Here is an 18,687-nt window from a genome sequence, read left to right as displayed (position 1 = left end):
AGCCGAAGCCCGCGTCCGTATTGGGGCAGTCGCACCATCAGGGTGCAGTCCCCCGTTGCAAACCGGGCTAAGTGCCTGGCAGGTTTGCTTATTTCCCGGTCTTAACTTTAGTCCACGAACGGGTGATCACTCGGTCGACTTTCGGCGAAAGAACGGATTGTGTGAAGAGCTTCGCACGGACGTCCGCAGGGGGATAAATGCCCGGGTTGTCCCGTACTTCCGCATTCAGCAAAGGCGTGGCCTCTTTGTTCGCATTCGCGTAATAGACGTGATTGCTGATATTGGCCACCACGTCCGGCTTCATCAGGTAGTTAAGGAACTGATACGCCTCTTCTTTATTCTTCGCGTCGGCTGGCATCGCGAACATATCGAAGTAGACCATCGCCCCCTCCTTCGGAATGGTATAAGCAATATCCACGCCATTTTTTGCCTCTTTCGCGCGGTTAGCTGCCTGCAGGATGTCGCCGGACCAGCCAATCGCCACACAGATGTCGCCGTTCGCCAGATCGTTGATGTATTGGGAAGAGTGGAAGTAGCGGATAAACGGACGCAGCTTCATCAGCAGGTCGTTCGCCGCTCCGGTGTAATCTTTAGGATCGGAACTGTTGGGATCTTTACCCAGATAGTGCAGCACGCTGGCGTAGATTTCACTTGGTGCGTCGAGGAACGACACGCCGCAGCTTTTCAGCTTCTCCAGATTTTCCGGCTTGTAGACCAGGTCCCAGCTATTTACCGGCGCGTCTTTACCCAGCGCGGCCTTCACCTTTTCAACGTTATACCCAATGCCGGTGGTGACCATCATATAAGGGATGCCGTACTTGTTATCTCGATCATTCTGCGCCACCAGCTTGAGCATTTCCGGATCGAGATTTTTATAGTTTGGCAGCTTGCTTTTATCGAGCGGCTGGAAGATCCCGGCCTGCGCCTGGCGCTCAAGGAACTGCGACGAAGGCACCACGAGATCGTACCCGGTGCTGCCCGCCATAAGCTTGCCTTCCAGCACCTCGTTGGAATCGAAAACGTCATAAACGACCTTGATGCCGGTCTCTTTAGTGAAGTTTGCCAGCGTGTCCGGCGCAATATAGTCGGACCAGTTGTAAACGTGCAGCGTCTTTTGCTCTGCCGCAGACGAGGTGGCAGAAACCGCCATCAGCGCACCAGCGACCAAAGCCGACAACCATTTTTTATTGGCGAGCATATCTCATTCCTTCTGAATAAAAGTTATCAGGCGTGACCTTCCCACGCTGCGTGCCATGCAAGAATCATGCACCTCTATGCAAACTGTAGTTAAAAAAGGACGGCGTCCCCCGTCGACGTTGCACGTTTGTGACAGCCCCGCAAGAATAACTGTAGCCCGCGTGAGCGAACAGTGAGCAGAGAAAAAAACGTCATTTATCGATTTTTGAAGGAGATGTGGTCTATGAGATCCCCCGGAGGGGCGGCAATGCCAGAGGATAGTGCTATAGAGGGGGCTTTAAGGCAGGATAAAAAATCGTTGAACGCAGCGAGCCTGGCAGCCACTGCGCCTGACGATGCAACGTTTAGTGCAGGAAGTGAGCCTGCGTGGTTATGCCAACCGGCTCTTCCTCTTCAGCGATAAACAGCAGCTGATTTGCGCACGCTTCGAGGATAACCATCGAGATCTGCTCTTCGCTCTGCTTCACGAAGGCGGCAAACTGCTCGCGGGTAATGCCGACCGAAGCCTGCAGGGACTGGCAAACCACCAGCTTCGGCAGGTTATCGTCCTGCACGTCGAGAAAGGCCTTCACGGTCAGGGAGCTGGCGTTGATGGAGGAGAGGTCGGAAGCCAGCGGCAGCAGCGCGGAGGGCTTCACTTCGGCAAGCGCCGAGAACAGCACAATATTATCCACCAGGTCGATTTTGGCATCGTAAACCCCATCGAAATTCTGCATATGCGGCAGATGCAGCGCCTGGCAGGTATCGCACTCGAAAATAGTCACGCCGATCTCATCGAGCCAGCGGCGTAAGATGTCCAGGGTCGGGACAACGAGTGAATCCATAAATGCAGATGCCTCTTAGAGATGGTGAAAGTCGCGCCATAGCTTACGCAAAAACGGCGCGTCATACTATTACTATGCGTCCATTTGGCGGGGGTTATCCCCTCAAATGACCGGCTAACGTTGATTATCCGCCCGTTTTCAGACAGTAGCCCGGCTGGGCCTGATGCTCAATCCATTCGATCATAAGCGTGGCGATATCCACCCCGCTCGTCTTTTCAATCCCTTCCAGACCGGGCGAGGCGTTTACCTCCATCACCAGCGGGCCGCGATGGGCGCGTAGAATATCGACTCCGGCAACGTCCAGCCCCAGCGTCGCCGCTGCTTTCAGCGCAATGTCACGCTCCCGATCGGTAATCATAACCCGGTTAGCCTGTCCACCACGGTGCAGGTTGGATCGAAAATCGCCGGGCTTTGCCTGCCGCTCAATGGCCGCAACAACGTTGTTGCCTACCACCAGGCAGCGAATATCCCGCCCCTTCGCTTCTTTAATGTATTCCTGCACCAGGATATGGGCATTCAGGCCGCGGAACGCGTCAATCACGCTTTCTGCCGCCTGACGCGTTTCCGCCAGCACCACGCCAATGCCCTGGGTGCCTTCCACCAGCTTCACCACCAGCGGCGCGCCGCCTACCATATCAATCAGGTCGCTGGTGTCGTCCGGGGAGTGGGCAAAGCCGGTCACCGGCAGGTCAATACCCTGGCGGGCGAGCAGCTGTAGCGAACGAAGCTTGTCCCGCGCGCGGGTAATAGCCACCGATTCATTAAGCGGATAGCTGCCCAGCATTTCAAACTGGCGCAGCACGGCGGTGCCGTAAAACGTAATGGCCGAGCCAATCCTGGGGATAACCGCGTCATAATGCGGCAGCTGGCGCCCTTTATAGTGCACCGACGGGGAAAGCGGGTTGATGTTCATATAGCATGACAGCGGATCGATAATTTCCACCGTGTGGCCACGGCGCACCGCCGCCTCACGCAGGCGTTTACAAGAATAAAGCGTTCCATCCCGGGATAAAATGGCGATTTTCACCCTGCACCTCAGCGTTTCCGGACCGATAATAACAGCCCGACTATCATATCACCGCCCTGCGCTTTCAACGATGGGCAGCGTGTCGGGGGATTTCTTTAACGCGTCTATAAGCTGCCTTGTTGTCGAGGTGAGCTGACCGGGATCGTAGACGGCATAGAGATCTGCTGGGATCGGCTTACTGGGCGGGCGAAACACAACGCCGGGCCAGTTCATCTGCGCGTAGCTGTCCGCCATAATCGTCAGCCCCAGTCCGATGCTGACCAGCGCCAGTACCGTTTGCGGCTCCACCGCTTCACGCACCACACGCGGCGTAAAGCCTGCCTCACGGCACTCCCGCTGCAGAAACGTCCAGTCGGAATGGACTGCCGTCATGGTGACAAAAGCTTCGTGGCGCAGCTGTCCTATCTCTACGGTGGCCTGCTTTGCCAGCGGATGCTGCTCTGGTAGCGCCACCATAAAAGTGGCTTCGTGGAGCTTTTCGCTTTTCAGCCCGCCTGGCGGGCTGGTTTCCATGCGCCAGATGCCCGCGTCGATATCGTGACGCTCCAGCAGGGCCAGCTGGTCCCCCGGCGATTTTTCGCGGAACAGTATATCGATGGCCGGGTAATCCGTGATAAAGCGCTGTAGTGCAAGGCGCAGCCCACCCCAGATAGCGGTGCCGACGATGCCCAGATGAATGCGACCGCCCTCCCCGCGGCCAATTTGCTCTACGCGGGCAAAGGCCATACTCGCGTTATCCAGCAGCTGCCGGGTTTCCTGAAGCAGCACCTCCCCGGCATGCGTTAACGCCACGCTGCGGGAGTGACGAATAAACAGCATCGTGCCCAGCTGGGACTCCAGCTCCTTGATATGGAAGCTGAGCGGCGGCTGGGACATGTTCAGCCGCACGGCCGCTTTGCCAAAATGCAGCTCTTCGGCGACCGCCTGAAAATAACGCAGAAGTTTCAGGTCCGTACGGTAGACGCGCTGGGAAGTGTTCATGGGACTCCTTGTTAGTGGACGCCCCATAAGCTACCACCCCGCGGCGCGCATGCAACGCCTCCGGGGCTAATGTGCGAGCGGTGCCGAAGCGTTGAGCGTAGGCGTGTGCTGGTACTGGAAGCTAAAGTGGAAGATAACCGCCAGCACCAGCGCGTAAGCCGCGAACACCAGCCAGATCGTCGTCCAGTCTTTGATCCCTCCGACCGTGAAATAATCCACCACCTAGCCGCTCAGTATCGCACCCGCATAAGCCCCTACGCCGTTGACCATGGTCATAAACAGCCCCTGCGCGCTGGCCCGGATACGCGAATCCACCTCCTGCTCCACGAACACCGAACCGGAGATATTAAAGAAGTCGAACGCGCAGCCGTACACCACCATGGAGAGCAGCAGCAGAACAAAACCGATGGCCGACGGGTCACCCCAGGCAAAGAGCGCAAAACGCAGCACCCAGGCGACCATGCTCATCAACATCACCTGCTTAATGCCAAAACGACGCAGGAAGAAGGGAATGGTGAGGATAAACGCCACTTCCGACATCTGCGAAACGGAAAGCAGTATCGACGGATAGCGCACCACGAAGCTATCGGCAAACTCTGGCTGGCGGGCAAAGTCATGCAGGAACGGATTGCCGAAGGTATTAGTTATTTGCAGCACCGCGCCCAGCAGCATGGCGAAGAGGAAAAACACCGCCATACGGGGATTTCTGAACAGCACGAAGGCATCCAGACCCAGGCGTCTCACCCAGCTGCGGGATACCTGTCCTCGGGCAACAGGCGTGGTAGGCAGCGTCAAAGCGTAAAGGGCCAGCGCCACAGACGCCCCCGCCGCGATATAGAGCTGAATATTACTTAGCTCAAGGCGCAGCAGGCTTACCGCCCACATCGCGGTGATAAACCCAACGGTGCCAAAGACGCGGATGGGCGGAAACTGGCTGACGGTATCCATCCCCGCCTTTTCCAGGCTGGCGTAAGAGATGGTGTTAGACAGCGCAATGGTCGGCATAAAGGCCATCGCATTGCCGAGCATGATCCAGAACATCAGCCCCGGCTGGCTGACGCTGGCCGCCCAGACCAGCATCACCGCACACGTCGCGTGACACAGGGCATACACTCGGTTTGCTGGCAGCCATTTATCGGCAATGATCCCCACCAGCCCCGGCATCAGCACTGCCGCCAGCCCCTTTGTGCTGTAGACCATGCCCACGTCCGCCCCGTGAAAACCGAGAGTGTTGATCATATAAGAGCCCAACGTCACCAGCCAGGCACCCCAGATGAAGTACTGCAAAAACAACATGATTTTCAGGCGGGGTTTTATCGCCACGGAGTTAATCGCCATGTGTTTTATCCGGTTTGGTGGGTATCCCTCAGACCAGCTTGCCGAGGAAGCCGCAGATTAGATTAATGAAGTTCTGACGGGAGAGCTGCGCAGCTGCCAGCGTCTGCGCGTGGGACAGCTGCACGCTGCCCAGCCCTTCGGCAAGGTTAGTGATAGCCGAGACCGCCACCACCTTCAGGCCGCAATGGCGGGCGCTGATCACCTCCGGCACAACGGACATGCCCACTACGTCACCGCCGATGATTTGCATCATGCGGATTTCCGCCGCGGTTTCAAAGTTTGGCCCAGGATAAGAGACGAACACCCCCTCGCTCAGCGGGAAGCCCTGCTCTTTTGCAACCTGCTGAAGTACGCCGCGATAGTCCGCGTCATAAGCATTTGCCAGCGAGAAGAAACGTTCGCCGAACCGGTCGTCGTTTAATCCAACGGTCGGCGTGCCCGGCATGGTATTGATATGGTCGTTCAGTGCCACAAGGCAGCCAGGCCCGACGTCCGGACGCAGCGAACCGGCGGCATTCGTTGAGAACAGGATTTCGCAGCCCAGCAGTTTGAAAGTGCGTACAGCGCTGGTCATGACCGACATGCCTCGCCCTTCATAGAAGTGGCCACGCCCCTTCATGCACGCAACCGGAACGCCTGCCAGCGTGCCGACAACCAACTCGCCCGCGTGGCCATGAACGGTGCTTACCGGAAAGCCCGGCAGTTGGTCATAAGGAAAGACAACGGGCTGCTCGATCTTATCGGCCAGCTCGCCCAGCCCGGAGCCAAGGATAAAGGCAACGCGGGGGATCAGGCCGTTAATGCGGGAGCGGATAATATCTGCGGCGTAGTACGGAGAATTGTCCAGGGTGGTCGACATCAGGGGCTCCTTATCATGCTCGGATTAAAATTTGTCTTCACGACAACCTTTATACCGACCGGTTGCGGCCCCTCACCAATACCGTTTGCACCCCGGATTCATAGCGAAAATGTATCAATTAAAAAAGGCGACCGAAGTCGCCGCTCAGACTGATGACAAACCTAAACCGAATGGAATTCGAAAAGATCTCACCGAATAGATAACAAGGAAAATCAATTCATTGATTTTCGGCTGCTAACCACAAAGAAGGAAAAACCACGCTTTTTCCTTCTTTGTCAGCAATCTAAACGGCGACCGAAGTCGCCGCTTATTTTATCTTGTTGCCCACCCCTGCTTGTGCAGATAATCCAGAATGAACGGACGGCTTTCTTTGATCACCGTGCGGCGGATATGGTCGCTCCAGGTGTCGCGGCGCGCGTTGCTGTCGCGGGAGAGATAATACTGCGCCATCTCTTCGTCATACGCGGCCAGCACGTCCGGGTCGACCGGCTGATAGTGATTTTCATGAACCAGCATGGCGGCAGGCATGCGCGGCTTCACACTATGATCCTGAACCGGCCAGCCCAGGCACAGGCCGAACAGCGGCAGCACGTGCTGCGGCAGGCCCAGCAGCTCCGTTACGGTCTCAATATTATTACGAATGCCGCCAATATAGACGCCGCCGAGACCAAGCGATTCCGCAGCGGTGAAGGCATTCTGCCCCATGATGGCGGTGTCTACCGCGCCTAATAACAGCTGCTCGGCCAGACCAAGCTGCGCATCCGGGCAAATTTGTAGCAGACGGTTAAAGTCGGCGCAGAAGACCCAAAACTCAGCGGCCTGGGCAATGTGTGGCTGTCCACCTGCCAGGGTAACAAACTGCTCGCGCATCGCTTTATCAGTAATGCGAATAATAGAGCTGCACTGCAAAAAGCTGGAGCTGGAAGCCGACTGGGCGCTGGCGAGAATCGCCGCACGCTGTTCGTCTGTGATGGGCTCATCGGTAAATTTACGAATAGAGCGATGTGAGCGGAGCAGATCAATTGTCGGCGTCATCTCGTTTTTCCTTTGTCTTGTCTGATTGCGATTCTGGTGCCGGGCCTTTGGTCAGCAGCGGCGCAACGTTTTGCGCCATGGCCCAGACCATACACGCCGCCGCCGGTATCATCAGCGCAACACCCAAAAATACCATGACTATCGCAGCGGTGGCTGTACCTATTGGTGCGGGCAATGAAACATATCCGTTCAGGGAAAGGTACGAAAACAACAAAAAAGCGATACCGAAAACTTCCAGAATCAGTACCGACCTGGGTAAGGCCCCTAATGAACGCATCTGCTTGTCTCCGAAGGCAATTAGCGAATCAGTATACACCAGCGAAAACCTTGCTCCGCGATTTACTATAGCCTGCGGATATCAAACTAAGAGGCAGGACCTTCTTTTCATTCCCCCCGGTTATCGGCATTATAGTCTCCATTCGCCGGTTCGTTCGGCCACAAAAACTGAGGAGATTACATGTTTGCAGTTATTTTTGGGCGCCCTGGCTGCCCGTATTGTGTCCGTGCTAAAGAGCTGGCTGAGAAACTGACCGCCGAGCGTGACGACTTCAACTTCCGCTACGTAGACATCCACGCGGAAGGCATCACCAAAGCCGATCTGGAAAAAACCGTCGGTAAGCCGGTGGAAACCGTTCCACAGATCTTCCTCGATCAGCAGCACATTGGCGGCTGCACCGATTTCGAAGCTTACGCGAAAGAGCACCTGAACCTGTTCCAGAACGCAGAATAAGTTTCAGACAGAAAAAAAACCGGCTACTCAGCCGGTTTCAGACTGATGACAAATCTACAACGAATGGAATTCGAAAAGATTTCACCGAATAAATAACAAGGAAAATCAATTGATTGATTTTCGCCTGCTTACCACAAAGAAGGAAAAACCACGCTTTTTCCTTCTTTGTCAGCAATATCAAACCGGCTACTCAGCCGGTTTTTTTTCGTCTTCGCGTCGCCTGCGCACCATGTTTATCATCAGAAAGCACAGCGACCCGAGAGAGGTCCAGAACACCGCGCCGCATAGCCAGGCTACTTCCTGCCAGAACGAACGAGTCGGGGTAAATAAGGTATGCAGAATGACAAGACAAAGCGGCAACGCCAGCATCGCCCCTAGCAATGGTCCGATAACCTGATCCTGTTTAGATATGAAGCTGGCAATCGCACCGGGCAGGATAAACAGCAGCAGCCCGAGTTGAAGATGGCCGGAAGTCATCATGCCCTCCGCAACCTGCAGGTGCAGCGATAAAAAAACCAGAATGAAAAGTAAAAAGCAGCAGATCACCCCCAATCCGCGTTGGCCACGCCTGTACATACCCTCTCCTTTCCGTCATCTGTATCGAACCCTTTGCAGGTAGAACTCTGCTGCGCAGAGATAGCCCAGTCTGATAAAGCTGTGGCAGTCCATGCCAAAAAAGCGCGCTCAAATAAGCACAATATTCTTACTGGCTGTTAAACCTCATAAAGATTAAACTAGCGGCCAGCGTCAGGGTGCGGTTCGTGATATTTCACGGCGATTGTTTAGAATGACTACAATTCGTTTTAAGTAAAAACCTTAGCGCAAAAAACCCTTTCTTTCAACAGCTTACTGGTAAACAAGAAGTTAGCCTTCGTGAATATAAACGTCGCAGATTTGTTAAACGGGAATTACATCCTGTTATTATTTGTGGTGCTGACCTTAGGGTTGTGCCTGGGTAAATTACGCCTTGGTTCAATCCAACTGGGTAATTCCATTGGTGTTTTAGTAGTCTCTTTATTACTGGGACAGCAGCACTTCGCCATCAACACCGACGCCCTTAACCTGGGCTTTATGCTGTTTATTTTCTGCGTCGGTGTGGAAGCCGGGCCTAATTTTTTCTCTATCTTTTTCCGCGACGGTAAAAACTACCTCATGCTGGCGCTGGTGATGGTCGGTACCGCCATGCTGCTGGCCTTTGGTTTTGGCAAATTGTTCGGCTGGGATATAGGCCTGACGGCGGGGATGCTCGCCGGATCCATGACCTCAACCCCCGTGCTCGTTGGCGCCGGAGACACGCTTCGCCATTCGGGCATGTCGAAAGAGATACTGGCTGACTCCCTGGACCATCTGAGCCTGGGATATGCGCTGACCTATCTGATTGGCCTGGTCAGCCTGATTATTGGCGCGCGCTACATGCCGAAGCTCCAGCATCAGGATTTACAAACCAGCGCCCAGCAGATTGCCCGTGAGCGCGGTCTGGACACCGATGCGGCACGTAAGGTCTACCTGCCCATTATCCGCGCGTATCGCGTTGGCTCCGAACTGGTCGCCTGGGCGGACGGCAAAAATCTGCGCGAGCTGGGCATCTATCGCCAAACCGGGTGCTATATCGAACGTATCCGCCGAAACGGCATTCTCGCAAACCCGGACGGTGATGCGGTGCTACAAAAAGGCGATGAGATATCCCTGGTTGGTTACCCGGATGCTCACTCACGCCTTGACCCGAGCTTCCGCAACGGTAAAGAAGTCTTCGACCGCGACCTGCTCGATATGCGTATCGTCACCGAAGAGATCGTGGTTAAGAACCACAATGCGGTAGGCCGTCGCTTGGCACAGCTCAAGCTGACGGACCACGGCTGCTTCCTGAACCGCGTAATCCGCAGCCAGATTGAAATGCCTATCGACGATAACATCGTGCTGAATAAGGGAGATGTGCTTCAGGTCAGCGGCGATGCAAGGCGTGTTAAAACCGTTGCCGAACGCATCGGCTTTATCTCGATTCACAGCCAGATCACCGACCTGCTCGCCTTCTGCGCTTTCTTTATTATCGGCCTGATGATCGGCATGATCACCTTCCAGTTCAGCTCCTTCAGCTTCGGCGTGGGCAACGCGGCGGGGCTACTGTTTGCGGGCATCATGCTGGGCTTCCTGCGAGCTAACCACCCGACTTTCGGCTATATCCCACAGGGGGCGCTGAACATGGTGAAAGAGTTTGGTCTGATGGTGTTTATGGCAGGTGTGGGCCTGAGCGCGGGCAGCGGCATCAGCCACGTCGGCGCGGTCGGCGGACAAATGCTGATTGCCGGGCTGGCCGTCAGCCTCATTCCGGTAGTGATTTGCTTCTTGTTCGGGGCCTACGTGCTGCGCATGAACCGAGCGCTGCTGTTCGGCGCAATGATGGGTGCCCGCACCTGCGCACCGGCAATGGAAATCATCAGCGACGTCTCCCGCAGCAACATCCCGGCGCTGGGCTACGCAGGCACCTACGCCATCGCTAACGTGTTGTTAACCTTAGCAGGTACGCTAATTGTCATCATATGGCCCGGAATGTGACGAAGACCACAGACAAAGAAAAATAATTATTTTTTATGACCGGTCGAACTTTTTCCTAAGGTGCCAGTCTTAATTAATGCCACTGCTTTTCTTTGATGTCCCCAATTTGTGGAGCCCATCAACCCCGCCTCTTTTGGTTCAAGGTTGATGGGTTTTTTATTGCCTGAAATTTATAACCTTTCATATCAGCACTTTACCCTATCCTACCTGAGCCAATGGCGACAAAATGGCGGCAGCGCCTAAAGAGACATAGCTACCTGACCTGAACGGGAAGGATGTGGCTGCACCGCATGGGCTTCTTTCGGACAGGCAATCGAACGGACAAAAGTTTCATGCGTGATAAAGGTGTGGCTGCAGTTTATGTTCTGGCACTGGTTATAGCGTTCTTTAGTCGTCGAAGATACCTGAAAGCTGCTGCGGGTGTGGGCGGAGTTCCCACACAAAGGACAATTCATCATTTTTACGCCCTCGCTATTTTTCCACTATTCGCAATAATCATACCTTATTATTTCATCATGTGAACTTAAAGTTCTGGAATGTGAACTAATTATTCCATATCAAGATCATCAATCTTCACCTCAAGCTCCAGGCTTGTCGTAAAGCCGTTATCCGGACTGACGGAATGCGTCAGGGTGGTAATGGTCCATTCCGCATCATCAATCGGCTGTTTGAACCCTGTCACCTTCACCGGCATTTCCGTATAGAGATCGGCTCGTCCTTCTGCCAGCTGCAGAGTGAAGGACGCCACGCCCCGCTGCAGGCGTTCCCACTGCATTTTTGCGGCACGCTCCGCATTGCTGCGGTTGGCATAGGTGCGGTTCAGAACCAGCACGTTTTCATCCGTTCCCACCAGATAATCACCCTGCTTTGCTTCCGGCTCCTTGGTTGCGGTGGTTTTACGTCGGCGCTTAACGCTTGTGGTTTGCTTCTTCGCAGGCTCCCGCGTATGCAGCCAGCTGGCAATCACTCCCGTATAGGCGCCGCGGTCTGCCAGGGTGAAACGGTGGCCGTCACCTGCGCTTCGGGCGATCGTGATGACCGGCAGCGGTTTGCCGCTGGCGGTTCTGCCCTGCCCCTGCCGGATAAACAACAGATTGCCGTTTTTCACTGAGGCAATAGCGCCGGACTGGCGGGCCAGCTTCATCAGAAAACTGGCGTCGCTTTCGTTGGTCTGGTCCAGATGGTCAACGGGCCTGTCCGTCAGGTCTTTGCCCAGCGCCATCTTGAGCTTGTGCCGGGCGGCGATAGCTTTTACCACCTCCCCTACGGTGGTCTGATGCCAGGACTTTTCACGACGGGTATTGAGCGTTTCGCGGAAATCCGCGCTGCGGGCGCGGATGGTCAGCCGGTCAGGTGCGCCCGCGTGTTCAATTTCATCCACGGTAAACGCCCCTTTCGGGAAAAGCGGCTGACCTTTCCAGCCCAGCGCCAGTGTGATAACCGCACCCCGACGCGGCAGGATTATCTGCCCGTCCGCGTCGTCCAGCTCCAGATCGAGCTGGTCGGCCTCAAATCCCCGGTTATCCGTCAGCGTCAGGCTCATCAGTCGCGGGTCCAGCACCGTCGTCACGTCCTTTCCCTCTATGCTGATGCTGAATGCCGGGGTTTTGCTGTTGAGGTCAATATTCACTGCAGCATGCCTCCCACCGTACTGGTAATGTTGCCAATCGCAGACGTTGCGGTGTCCTGCAGGCTAACCAGCTGATCGCTGAGGCTGCCAAACATATCCGTCAGCGATTCATCCACGCGCTTAAGGGTGAGCGTAAACTCAATCCGGCGCGGCATCCCGCTTTGAAAAAACTCCGCTTTGGTCTGGCTCAGGCTCTCGATAACAAACATTCCGTAGATGGTCCCGCTGCCCTCGATAAGAGGCCATGCCTTGCCCAGCTCCGCCATCTGCTCCAGCGCCAGAAGTGACAACCTGCCTCCAGTGATTTCAGGCAACAGCACACCGGAAAGCGTCAGCGAATCATTATCCGGGCCAAGAAATTGCGTGGACGGACGGCGGCTCACCCGGCTGTTGGTCGCGTGTCGCCAGCTGCGCTGATACTGCAGCTCCTGATAAGGAACCGTGCGCAGCTGAAACACGTATAAACCCAGCACCATCATCATGAATCATATCCCCCCTGGTCACTGAAATTACTGCGGGCTTTCGCCTGCGTCTGGCGTTCGCGGGCATCAAGCTGGCGCGCCACTTCCCGCGCAATGTCCTGCGCGCTTTGTCCGGGCTGCGCGTAAATGGTAATGGGCGCATGGGTTTCAAAATGCATCACCGGCGCTGCGCTGGCTGGCTTGTTCGTTTGTGGCTGGTACGACGGAGCGGGCAGGCTCATTGGATGCAGTGGCGCGGCTTCAACCGGGGCCGCCGCAACGCCCATCACGCCTGCAACCACCGAGGCCAGTACAATCTGGCGAACCGGGGATTCAGGTCTGACTGCTGCGGGCGCGTTGACCGCCATCGGTACCGGATTAATTTCTGACGCGTAGCGTGCCAGCTCCGCCGTGCGTCTGCGGCTGGTCACGTTCGCCGGACCGTTAACAATCTCCGGGCCGTTCTCCCCGACGATCCCGAACTGACCACGGGGAATAATGCCGCCGCTGTCGTACATACCCGCATACCCCATGGAGGGAAAACCGCCCGGCGGTAAGACCACCCTGCCGTCACCATTCACCGTGGCGGGCTGCTGCGGCGGCAGCTTCGCCTTTGCCGCCTCCCTGCTGACCATGCCGAGCTTCTCAAGCAGCCATGAGACGCCGGATTTCAGCGACTCCAGCGGGTGCATGACCATTTCCAGCCCGGCTGCCAGCGCCTCACCAAACTGCCGCCCCATTGCTGCCGCGTTCTGCAGCTCTGCGGAGGTGGATTTAACCGGGGCCAGCAGATCGGTGAACCAGCTCCAGAGAGACTGCACCTTATCGCCAATCCACTGAAAGACCGGTTTTAGCGGTTCGAATGCCGCACTAATCGGTGCCGCAGCCGCTTTGAATCCTTCAACTACGCCCCCTAAAAATGCGCTGATGGGCTGCCAGTATTTCCAGATAACCAGCGCCACACCTGTCAGCGCCGCAACAACCAGACCAATCGGACTCAGCAGCGCGCCCAGCAGGCCGGAAACGCCATACAGCGCCATGCGCAGCAGCGCCAGCGGACCGGATACCAGAAAACGCATCAGGCTGCCGGCAGCGGATAGTCCACCCCGCAACGCCGCCAGCGGATTCATCACCATGCCAATAATGGCCCGGATGCCGGACAGCCCGGTGCGTAACATTGCCAGCGGTGCCCCGGCTATCGCCCTGACAGAATTTGCTGTCAGACCTGCAGAGCGGCGCAGGGCATTCAGTGGCCCGGCCAGTAATCCGGTTCTGCTACCGGATGCAGCAAGACCACGGCGCAGCAGCGAAAGCGGCGCGCTGGCAAGCCATGACAATCTGTTGCCGGTGCGGGTTACGGCTGATGCCAGAGACGGCAGCGTTTTAGCTCCCAGCATGGACAGGCCAAATCGAATCACCGCCAGCGGCCCCAGCACCGCCGCAATGGCCACGGCGAAGGTGCCGAGCGCCACGGTGATCGCCGCCGTCGCTGCCGCCACTTTCATCAGCGTGCCCGCCAGCTGCGGATTTTGTTCAACCCAGCGGCGCAGCGCCCCGGTGACATTCTTCACGGTATCCATGATATCCAGCAGCGGCTGGCGCAGCGTTTCGCCCAGGCTGCTGAACACGTTCTGCGCCCCGGTTTTAACCAGCAGCCACTGCGCGGACAGTGAATCCTTGTTGATATCGGATTCTTTCTGCATGGAGCCATTCGCCCCGCTGCCTGCGGTCAGGCTTAGCTGCCGCTGCAGCTCCGGCAGGTTATTGGCAAGCTTTGCCGCGTCGTCCCCAAACTCTTTGCCAAAAATCATCGTCATGGCGGACAGGCGCTTGTCCTGCGGCAGATGATTAACCTTTTCCAGCACGCGCTGGATGGTGCCCATTGCATCCTTTGTCATCTGCTTTTCAATCTCTGCCGGATTGAGTTTCAGCAGATCCATGCCTGCAAAGAATCGCTTACTCTGCATGGTGGCAATGGACAGTTCGCGAACCATGGCGTTTGACGCGCTGGCGGCAATTTCAGGCGCGGCGCCTAATGACAGGAAGGTGGAACCGAGAGCGGCGGCCTTGCGGTAATCCAGACGGTCAGCAACCCCGCCCATACGCTGCAGCACGTCGATGATGTCCGCGCCCTTTGACATGGCGTTATCGTCCAGGTAGTTCAGCGCGTCGCCCAGCTGTTCAATGTTGCGGGTTGGCACCCTGTAGAGCTGGGCAATTTTCCCCAGCCCCTCCGCCAGCTCGTCTGCAGGCAACTCAAACGCCGTTGCGGCTTTCGCCGCCGTACTGGCAAAGGCCAGCAGGTCACGCTTCTGGTCCTTCCAGCTGTCATTGGGGTTCGCCACGTTCATCCGGGCGCCGCCTTCAACCAGCGCGGCAAAGTCCACGGCTCCGCGCTCCATCGGCAGCTGTTCACTGGCGGCCTTTATGGCATCCTGCATTTCATAAAAGCGGGCGGTGCGGTTGCCATTATCATCGCGCAGACCGTTGACCTGCTTTGCCACGCCCTTCATGGCATCTTCCATGCTGGCATAGCTCTTCACTGCAGCCATTACCGGCGCGCCCATCGCCACCCCGGCAGCCGTGGTGGTTGCCCCGGCTCCGGCAATACGATCGCGCACTTCCAGCGAACGGGAATACCGCGCTCGCGCGGCGTGCATTTTCCGCTGCTGCTCACCAAGGCGTTTGAGTGATGCCAGCTGCTTATCGAGTGCTTGTCGTGTTTCATCAGCTTCCTTGCGCAGCCTGATTTGCTCACTACTAAGCTTCTTAGTATCAATTCCAGATTCTTTAAGAGCCTGACGCTGACGCTGCACGGATTGCCGCAGCCCATTGTATTTGGTCTGTAATTGGCTTACACGGGCTTTGGCTTGTTCAAAGCGCTTAATCTGTTGCACCATTTCACGTGTAGTTGCGGCGTACTGTGTCGATAGTGCAGTGGCTTCCTGCTTTGCTGCGGACAGGCTCTTTTCTGTTTCAGCGAGTTGAGAGCGAGCCTTGCGAAAGCCATCAACCTTTCCAGCCTGTGAATCAAGCTCTTTAAGCTGAGTTTTGCTTTGTTGTACGGCGGCCGCCAGCGCTTTCGAACTGGCCTGTGCTGCCCGGAATGGGCGGGTGATTTTATCAACCGCATTAAGAATGACCTGCAGGCGCAGGTTGTTGTCACTCATCGCTGGCCCCGCTTCTCTGAATCGCTTTGTGCCGCCACGCCAGCACTTCGGTCAGCGGCATAACGTCCGTTACGGATGGCGGCCAGTGAAAGATGGTGGCAATATCTGCCACCAGGTCATCAACCGTCAGGCTGTCGGTAAATCGGCAAGCACCGATTTCTTCAACAAAAAAGTGACCACCTCCACGGATAACGAGGTGAGATCGGCGGGGTCCAGCTCTGCCATTTCCTGCGCGGTCAGGGTCGGTGTGGAGATACGGGGGATGACGGTCATCATAGCGCCCACATCCATATCCATAATGGCCTGCAGGCGCGTACCGCGTAATGCGCCGGACTGCGGCTTGCGCAGCACAATTTCGGTGATTTCAGTTTTCCCACGTTTGATTGGGGTATCCAGCTGTACGGTTTTTTCTGTCAGTTTGTCGCTCATGTTTATGTCCTGATAAAAGGGGATACTGGCGCGGCTAACCGCGCCGCGTTGCTAACTTAAAAGCCGAGCGCGTTGCGGTGCGCTTCCATCAGATCCACGCCGCCCACGATTTCAATCATGTTGACCAGATCGACCTCGTAGAGCACCTCACCGTTGATGGTCAGCTTCGCGTAGCTGTTGGTGCTGCTGACTTTGGTGCTGCTGCTCTCGCCCGTTTTCCATTCGCCGGAATCCAGCTCCTTATGGCGTCCGCGTACGACGAGCTCCACGGCCTGCACCTCCCCGGTATCATCACGCTGGATGGAGCCGGTAAAGCGCAGCTGAATCCCGTCAACGGTAGCGGCGCCCATCTGCTTGAACAGCAGCAGCTCGGTGCCGCCAATGGTAAATTCCGAATCCAGAGAGCCGTCATCCAGCCCCATATCCACGTCCACCGCGCCGGGCATCCCGCCGCCGCGATACTTTTCAAACTTGCGCGTGAATTTTGGCAGGGTCAGGGATTCGATCAGCCCCTGCCAGTTGTTCCCGTCGTTGAACAGGTTCAGGTGTTTTAACTTGCGTGGTAATGCCATGGGGTCCCCTTACGCGCTGACCTGACTGGAGAAGTCCAGCAGGTACTGGTCGGTGATGCGCTGGCGCAGCATCAGGTTTTCAAGCGGCGGTACCGGCGTGTAGTCGTAGTCGATGGTCAGCTTCCCGGCCTTCAGGGAATCCTTATCGTTCACCGACTCATCCAGCCAGCAGTCCCCGCCGATGAGATAGCCCTGGCTCACCAGGCTGCGAATTTTGGCGCGGATGCCTTCGATAATGTCGCGAGCCAGCGACGGGTTTAGCGGTTTATCCACCGCCCACATATGCCCTTCCGCAATGGTATCTGCCAGCACCTGCGCCGTGCGGGTGTAGTTCTCAAAGGCAAACAGCGGATCGTCACTGAGGCAGCGCGAACCCCAGAAGCGGAAGCCGTCCTTACGGATCAGGGTGGTGACGTCGTTCTGGTTCAGCAGACCGGCATCCGTTGCCGGGTCCTGTAAATCCCAGAACACGTCCGCAGAAAGACCGGTGACGCCGTTCACGCCGACGTTAGACAGGGTTTTATGCCAGCCGGTCTGCTCGTCAATTTTGGCGCGCAGGCCGAGCGCACGGGCGGAGGCGTAGGCCGTCGCATCCGCGTTCAGCACGGTGTCAAAGTTGATAAAGTCAGGCCAGATCAGCATGCCTTCGCGCTGGCTGAAATTGTCGCGGTAGGCAATGGCCTCTTCGACCGTTTTACAGCCGTAGGCGGACAGGTAGGCAAAACCGCGCAGGCTCTGGGCAATGCCCATCAGCTCAGTAGCAACGGCCTGCGTATCATGCCCCGGCACGCCGAGGATACGCGGCTTAACGCCGAGCTGGGACTGTGCGGACAGCAGCGCCTTCATGCCCGTTTTCTTACCGTCTGCGGTCACGCCGCCAATAATATTGGTGGTGGTTTCCGCTTCGGTTTCGCCCTGGGCAACGCGCACCACAACGGTGACGGGTTTAGCCTGATCAGCGATGGCATCCAGCGAACGGGCCAGCGTGCCGGACTCGCCCGCTTTGCCGCTGGCGGTCAGCACATCGGTCAGCAGAACCGGCTTGTTGAGGGGAAACATCGCCGCGTCGGCATCATCGCCGGTGCAGACCATGCCCACGATAGCCGTGCTTACCGTGGTGATCGGTCGGGTGCCCTCGTTGATTTCAACAACGCGCACCCCGTGGTGGTAGTCCTGAGCCATAAGGCAGTCTCTCCGGTTTACAGGGGGTCTGCTTATGTTCTGGTGGTTGCGCGCGCGGTGCACGTGATGGCGGTTGTGTCGGCACTGGCACAATATGGGGCGCTGCGGCTTACTGCGTACCCGCTGGAAACTTTCGGTATAGCGACGATATCGCCACATCATAAATAATGGCGACTCTCTGCCTGGATTCCCCGGCATCAATAAGTCTTCCGGCCTGCGCCCATTGATCCTGTGTTAATTTCGGCCTTCTACCCCCGATCCGTCCCTGCTCTCTCGCTGCAGCAAGACCGGCGCGGGTACGTTCAACGATTAATTCACGCTCCATTTCCGCCAGCGCGCCCATGACATGAAAGAAAAAGCGGCCCATAGGCGTTGAGGTATCAATGCTGTCCGTCAGGCTGCGAAAGTTAATCCCGCTTACGCGCAGTTCTTCAATCAGCGTGACAAGATGGCGCATGCTCCTGCCCAGCCGATCCAGCTTCCAGACAACCAGCGTGTCACCTGCAGCCAGCGTTTTGAGCACCTTTTTAAGCCCCGGCCTGTCCGAGGTTTTGCCGCTTATTTTGTCCTCAAAAATCAGCTCACATCCTGCGCTTTGCAGTGCGTTTCTCTGCAGTGCCGTGTTCTGCTCATTTGTTGACACCCTCACGTACCCGACAAGCATGGTTTTTCACTCCCCAAAAGGCCGCAAGCATGCCA

At 56.6% G+C, this 18,687-nt stretch carries 19 protein-coding genes and 1 pseudogene; 2 read left to right on the top strand and 18 right to left on the bottom strand.

Features of this window, described 5'->3' with window-relative positions; genetic code table 11:
• Window positions 1-88: 88 nt before the first annotated feature.
• The 8 genes and pseudogenes from potF to ACA108_07355 form a co-directional block, all read right to left on the bottom strand.
• Window positions 89-1,198, bottom strand: coding sequence for a spermidine/putrescine ABC transporter substrate-binding protein PotF (gene potF / locus ACA108_07390; GenBank protein ID XEX97318.1), 1,110 nt, complete (start codon window positions 1,196-1,198; stop codon window positions 89-91).
• 343 nt (window positions 1,199-1,541) lie between these two features.
• Window positions 1,542-2,021, bottom strand: coding sequence for a YbjN domain-containing protein (locus ACA108_07385; GenBank protein XEX97317.1), 480 nt, complete (start codon window positions 2,019-2,021; stop codon window positions 1,542-1,544).
• Between the two features lie 124 nt (window positions 2,022-2,145).
• Entirely contained in the window at window positions 2,146-3,048 is a 903-nt protein-coding gene (gene rimK / locus ACA108_07380) for a 30S ribosomal protein S6--L-glutamate ligase (GenBank protein XEX97316.1), read from the bottom strand.
• 48 nt (window positions 3,049-3,096) lie between these two features.
• Window positions 3,097-4,029 (bottom strand): LysR family transcriptional regulator, encoded by a 933-nt coding sequence (locus ACA108_07375; GenBank protein ID XEX97315.1) that lies wholly within the window; start codon window positions 4,027-4,029, stop codon window positions 3,097-3,099.
• A gap of 66 nt (window positions 4,030-4,095) precedes the next feature.
• Window positions 4,096-5,352 (bottom strand): annotated as a pseudogene (locus tag ACA108_07370) (nucleoside permease).
• Window positions 5,353-5,395: 43 nt separating this feature from the next.
• Window positions 5,396-6,226, bottom strand: coding sequence for a xanthosine phosphorylase (xapA, locus tag ACA108_07365; GenBank protein ID XEX97314.1), 831 nt, complete (start codon window positions 6,224-6,226; stop codon window positions 5,396-5,398).
• 312 nt (window positions 6,227-6,538) lie between these two features.
• Window positions 6,539-7,261 (bottom strand): oxygen-insensitive NADPH nitroreductase, encoded by a 723-nt coding sequence (gene nfsA, locus ACA108_07360; GenBank protein XEX97313.1) that lies wholly within the window; start codon window positions 7,259-7,261, stop codon window positions 6,539-6,541.
• Window positions 7,245-7,577 (bottom strand): YbjC family protein, encoded by a 333-nt coding sequence (locus ACA108_07355; GenBank protein XEX97312.1) that lies wholly within the window; start codon window positions 7,575-7,577, stop codon window positions 7,245-7,247. The genes nfsA and ACA108_07355 overlap by 17 nt, the downstream gene beginning before the upstream one ends.
• Window positions 7,578-7,718: 141 nt before the next feature.
• On the opposite strand from ACA108_07355, the gene ACA108_07350 reads away from it, so the two are divergent.
• Complete coding sequence (locus tag ACA108_07350; protein XEX97311.1) at window positions 7,719-7,991, top strand: GrxA family glutaredoxin; 273 nt, start codon at window positions 7,719-7,721, stop codon at window positions 7,989-7,991.
• A 186-nt stretch (window positions 7,992-8,177) separates the two neighbouring features.
• On the opposite strand, the gene ybjM is transcribed toward ACA108_07350, so the two are convergent.
• Window positions 8,178-8,567, bottom strand: a complete 390-nt coding sequence (gene ybjM / locus ACA108_07345; GenBank protein XEX97310.1) for an inner membrane protein YbjM — start codon at window positions 8,565-8,567, stop codon at window positions 8,178-8,180.
• A gap of 297 nt (window positions 8,568-8,864) precedes the next feature.
• On the opposite strand from ybjM, the gene ACA108_07340 reads away from it, so the two are divergent.
• The gene (locus tag ACA108_07340) at window positions 8,865-10,544 is read left to right on the top strand and encodes an aspartate:alanine antiporter (protein XEX97309.1); all 1,680 of its coding nucleotides are present in this window, start codon (window positions 8,865-8,867) and stop codon (window positions 10,542-10,544) included.
• Between the two features lie 239 nt (window positions 10,545-10,783).
• Here the strand turns inward: ACA108_07340 and ACA108_07335 are convergent, their stop codons facing one another.
• The 9 genes from ACA108_07335 to ACA108_07295 all read right to left on the bottom strand — a co-directional run bounded on the left by ACA108_07335 (window position 10,784) and on the right by ACA108_07295 (window position 18,652).
• The gene (locus tag ACA108_07335) at window positions 10,784-11,002 is read right to left on the bottom strand and encodes an ogr/Delta-like zinc finger family protein (protein XEX97308.1); all 219 of its coding nucleotides are present in this window, start codon (window positions 11,000-11,002) and stop codon (window positions 10,784-10,786) included.
• Window positions 11,003-11,091: 89 nt separating this feature from the next.
• Window positions 11,092-12,174: a phage late control D family protein gene (locus tag ACA108_07330; GenBank protein XEX97307.1), complete on the bottom strand. Its 1,083-nt coding sequence runs from the start codon at window positions 12,172-12,174 to the stop codon at window positions 11,092-11,094.
• Window positions 12,171-12,656, bottom strand: a complete 486-nt coding sequence (locus ACA108_07325) for a phage tail protein (protein XEX97306.1) — start codon at window positions 12,654-12,656, stop codon at window positions 12,171-12,173. Before ACA108_07325 ends, ACA108_07330 begins: the two co-directional genes overlap by 4 nt.
• A complete protein-coding gene (locus ACA108_07320; GenBank protein XEX97305.1) occupies window positions 12,653-15,805 on the bottom strand; it encodes a phage tail tape measure protein in 3,153 nt (1,050 codons plus the stop codon). Before ACA108_07320 ends, ACA108_07325 begins: the two co-directional genes overlap by 4 nt.
• A complete protein-coding gene (locus ACA108_07315) occupies window positions 15,798-15,917 on the bottom strand; it encodes a GpE family phage tail protein (protein XEX97304.1) in 120 nt (39 codons plus the stop codon). Before ACA108_07315 ends, ACA108_07320 begins: the two co-directional genes overlap by 8 nt.
• Before the next feature lie 14 nt (window positions 15,918-15,931).
• Entirely contained in the window at window positions 15,932-16,234 is a 303-nt protein-coding gene (locus tag ACA108_07310) for a phage tail assembly protein (GenBank protein ID XEX97303.1), read from the bottom strand.
• Window positions 16,235-16,290: 56 nt separating this feature from the next.
• Entirely contained in the window at window positions 16,291-16,806 is a 516-nt protein-coding gene (locus ACA108_07305; protein XEX97302.1) for a phage major tail tube protein, read from the bottom strand.
• A gap of 9 nt (window positions 16,807-16,815) precedes the next feature.
• Window positions 16,816-17,988, bottom strand: coding sequence for a phage tail sheath protein (locus tag ACA108_07300; protein ID XEX97301.1), 1,173 nt, complete (start codon window positions 17,986-17,988; stop codon window positions 16,816-16,818).
• Window positions 17,989-18,097: 109 nt separating this feature from the next.
• A complete protein-coding gene (locus tag ACA108_07295; protein XEX97300.1) occupies window positions 18,098-18,652 on the bottom strand; it encodes a recombinase family protein in 555 nt (184 codons plus the stop codon).
• Window positions 18,653-18,687 lie beyond the last annotated feature (35 nt).

The organism is Dryocola sp. LX212, assembly GCA_041504365.1.
Lineage (GTDB): Bacteria > Pseudomonadota > Gammaproteobacteria > Enterobacterales > Enterobacteriaceae > Dryocola.
The sequence above is the reverse complement of the archived record's forward strand: the minus strand, read 5'-3'. Positions and strand labels throughout refer to the sequence as shown.